We start from the raw sequence: 3,767 nt of genomic DNA, 5'->3' as shown, positions 1-3,767 counted from the left end.
CGCCAACCACGCGACGGCCGAACAAGTGAACCTGAAACCCCGCCAACCCCTTCTGACCAGCTGATCAGCACCTCCCGCACACCGGGGGAAGCTCACCGAGGCCGCAGACCGCTGGACCTGGCTGATCCTGGCCGCCTACACCCAACTCCGCCTCGCCCGGCCCCTCGCGGCCGACCTCCGTCGCCCCTGGGAGAAGCCCACACCGCCCGAACGCATGACCCCCGCCCGCGTCCGACGAGGATTCCGGAACCTCCGCCCGAAAGCCGCCTGTCCCGCACGTGTGCCGAAATCCTTCCGGCCAGGCCCGGGACGACCGCCCGGCCGCAAGAACTCCAAACCGACCCCTCGCCACGACGTCCACACGGTCGGCAAAACAGACACCGCGAAGCCATCAACGAAGAAGAAACCCCAGACCAGCAGCCCTCGCCCCCGCCGCAAAGGTTAAAGATCAAGCTAGGGAGTGTTTCGAAAGTGCTGGTCACAGCCCCGCATGCACGGGCGCACCGGCCCCATCCGGGCGCGAAAACATGGCGGAGATCCTCGTCGAACACTTGACGGAGCCTCCATGCAATTTCCGCGCCGCCGGGACGGCACGACCCGCCGGTCACGGCCGACCGCACTCGTAACACACCGGCGCAAGAACGCGGCAGGGACTTCGGTGCCCGCGGCCGACCGAAAGCCACTGGTGCCGGCGCATCAGTTCGGACAAGCTGCGACACATGAACTGGATGCCCTTGCTCTCCACACTGACCGGTGCCGTCATCGGCATTGCAGCCACTCTGATCGCTGATCGCAACCGGTGGCGGCGGGAGGAAGCCAGGCACGCAGTGGAAGTACGGCGCGAGGTGTACACGGAGTATGTTTCCGCCCTCAAAGCCGCGGGTGAGGAGATACGGGCCGTCGCTCTGGGCGACCACATGTCCGAGTCGGCGCGCGACGCGGCGGTGCGGGAGGCCGTGCGTGGCACCGGGATCCACACGGCAAGCGAACGCCTCTGGCTCGTGGGCCCGCCGCAGGTCGTGGAGGCGGGGAACGAGGCGTTCCACTGCCTGCGCGCGATCCGCGATGCCTATGCCCGTGGAGTGGCTGTCGGCTCCGCCGACGCCGCGCACCTGATAGAGCGACGACGCAAGGCCATGGCGCAGATGCGTCGCCTCATGCGTGAGGACCTGGGCATCGGACCCCTTGGAATTGAGTGATGGGTCATCAGCCCTGCGCTCGTCCCGGCCTCGCGAGGTTCCTGCTCACGGCGGCGAGCAACCGGCCCCTGACTTCGGCGTCTATTGTTGGACGCGCTGTGGTGTGCTTCAGAAGTGGATCAAGGTCATGCGGTGATCACTTTTCATGGCTCGGGGAGATCTGACAGACGCACAGTGGATGGTGCTGGAAGCCCTGTTGCCACGGGGCATCAAGGCTGGTCGGCCGCCGGTGCACACCAAGCGGCAGCTGATCAACGGGATACGGTTCCGGACCCGTACGGGCATACCGTGGCGGGATCTCCCAGAGCGCTACGGGCCATGGGAGACGGTGTACGGGCTGTTCCACCGCTGGCAGCGCGACGGCACGTGGCACCGGATCCTCGAGCAGCTCCAGGTCCGCGCCGATGCGAAGGGCCTGATCACCTGGGACATCTCCGTGGACTCCACGATCACCCGCGTGCACCAGCACGCGGCTGGTGCACGCAAAAGGGGGATCCGCACGGGGGTGCGGATCTTCGGGCAGGTCCAACCGAGGGTCTGCTTGAACAGGCGGAACGTGTGCTCGATGTCGAAGCGCCGCAAGAACGCCTGCCAGAGCCAGTCGACGTCCGCGGCGGTGGCATCCGTGCCGGACCACCACAGCCACACCGGCTTCGGGATCGCCCCGCTCGGCAGGTGGTCGACCTCCAGGCGAATCACGGTGCCCTCGATCACCGGCAGGATCCCCGCATCCACCACCCATGCGGATCGGTGGGTCAGCCTTGGGTGCAGCCGGTCCCAGGATCGGGCGGTCGCGGTGCCGTAGAGGCGCGTCTCGGTGACGGTCTGGGTGTCCGGGACGCCCCAGGTGGCCGGGTCTTTGAAGACGAACTCGCCGCCGTGCCGTGGTGGGCGGCCCATGGTGCCGGGCAGCCGGGGCGGGCACGCCCTGCGCAGGACACGGTCCGAGCGCATCCGTCCCAGCACCTGAACGGGCAGGTCCCTCAGCAGGAAGGCCAGGCGGGGCACGTCGTATCCGGCATCCACAACGACGAGCACGTCCGGGTCGTCCGGCCCCAACTGTCCAGCAGCGATGAGTCGTTGGATCAGCTCGCGCAGCTGCTGTGCGGTGATCGTGGCGCCGTCATCCCCGGGTGCCAGCCGGCGGGCGTCCAGTGGCGCGGTCCACGAGCTTCGTCCAGGCTCAAGGGCAGCGATGATCGAGTAGGGCCAGCCCGGGATGGGGATGTGCTGGTCCTTGCCCCGCCCGTAGGTGTGGCACAGGATCCGCTCCGCTGAGGTGTGGGCATCCGGTCGTAGCCAGCAGGTGATGTCGACCGCGAGCACGAGTCGGCCGTTGGCAGCTCGCGGCAGCGGCACCGCCGCGAGCGCGCGTCGCATTCGGTCGGCATCGATACGGCCACGGGCCAAAGCCGCGTAGAGTCCGCCGTGACCGCGGCGATGCTCACCGACCAGTGACAGCTCCACCAGTGACCTGACCGGTCCATCGGCACACAGCACGGCATCGGCCAGTTCGAACAGCGCATCCCCGCGCTTGGTCAAGCAGGAGTAGAACTCGCCCCGGAAGCGTGACAGTTCGGCGAACCCGCCATGCTCGACGCGATCGTGCAGCAGACTCATCCCCACGGCCTTCGTCATGGTTCGTGCATTCCTTGGTCGGAGCACAGGATCAGACGAAGGCCGCCTCTACGTACGGCAGTTACCGGAACGAGTGATCAAGTTCGACGACTCGTTCGAGGTCAGTGGTTAAAGATCAAGCTAGTTCACCTCACGGTTCAGGCGGCTTGGCCGAGACCGGCGGCGGTCAGATCCTGCTCGCGAAGCGGGGTGAAGTCGACGTCGAGTTTCGGGTCGTACGCTTCGGGCTGGATGCCGAGTTCGTGGGTGCTGTACTCGCCGAACCGGTTGATGTGTTCGGTCAGGTACGGCGAGATGTGCGCCAGGTCCCCCGGGTCGATTTCCCAGCCCTCCTCCAGCAGCTGACGGACGATCTCCGCGATGTCCAGGGCGTTGTGGAAGATCACCGCGTTCGTGAGCAGCGCGTTGAACTTCATCGCCTTCTCCTGCTCGATCGGGTCGTTGTCCGCGACGCCGCCGCGGTTGCCGAAGCCGATCCACTGGGAGAACCGGTTGAACGACTCCACCTTGTTGGTCGCCGCGGTCACCCGTCGGCGAAGCGGCGCGTCAAAGAGGTGGCGCAGCAGCTGGACAGTGCGGATCACGCGGCCGACCTCGCGGAACGCGGCGCAGGTGGCGTTCTTCCGGGACCCGGAGCGCAGGCGCTTGAGCAGCGTGGAGGAGGAGATGGCGCCCTCGCGTACGGAGACGGCCACGCGCATCAGGTGGCGGAACTGGGTCTCGATCAGGTCGAAGTCGATGACGTTCTTGCCAGGCTCGCCGAACAGGGCGTCGATGTGGACGTACTCGGTCTGCTTGGAGGGTCGGTAGAAGGTCAGTTCCTTCCAGTTCCTGATGTTCCTTTTCCCTTGGGTTCCCGATGGCTCGCTGCCCGCTGTGCTCCCTCCAGTCGCTGCTGGCCTGGGGCGTTGGTGCGTCGGGCCACTGACG

Annotated in this window: 2 protein-coding genes and 3 pseudogenes; 3 read left to right on the top strand and 2 right to left on the bottom strand. The window is 66.9% G+C overall.

What is annotated here, in order from left to right:
• Positions 1–97 precede the first annotated feature (97 nt).
• From ACGF12_RS38105 to ACGF12_RS38095, 3 genes and pseudogenes are all read left to right on the top strand, one after another.
• Positions 98–445 (top strand): annotated as a pseudogene (locus ACGF12_RS38105) (transposase); the annotation flags it as partial.
• Positions 446–719: 274 nt separating this feature from the next.
• Entirely contained in the window at positions 720–1,199 is a 480-nt protein-coding gene (locus ACGF12_RS38100; RefSeq protein ID WP_393041101.1) for a hypothetical protein, read from the top strand.
• A gap of 145 nt (positions 1,200–1,344) precedes the next feature.
• A pseudogene (locus ACGF12_RS38095) lies at positions 1,345–1,704 on the top strand (IS5 family transposase); the annotation flags it as partial.
• Here the strand turns inward: ACGF12_RS38095 and ACGF12_RS38090 are convergent.
• Positions 1,701–2,819 (bottom strand): annotated as a pseudogene (locus ACGF12_RS38090) (NF041680 family putative transposase); the annotation flags it as partial. The pseudogenes ACGF12_RS38095 and ACGF12_RS38090 overlap by 4 nt on opposite strands.
• Positions 2,820–2,974: 155 nt before the next feature.
• Positions 2,975–3,767, bottom strand: a 793-nt coding sequence (locus ACGF12_RS38085) for a Tn3 family transposase (RefSeq protein WP_393041098.1), incomplete at its 5' end; no start/stop codon positions are given.

This window comes from Kitasatospora sp. NPDC048296 (assembly GCF_043201815.1).
In the GTDB taxonomy this organism is placed as follows: Bacteria; Actinomycetota; Actinomycetes; order Streptomycetales; family Streptomycetaceae; genus Kitasatospora.
Note: the sequence above shows the minus strand (reverse complement) of the source record. Positions and strands in the feature narration are given on the sequence as shown.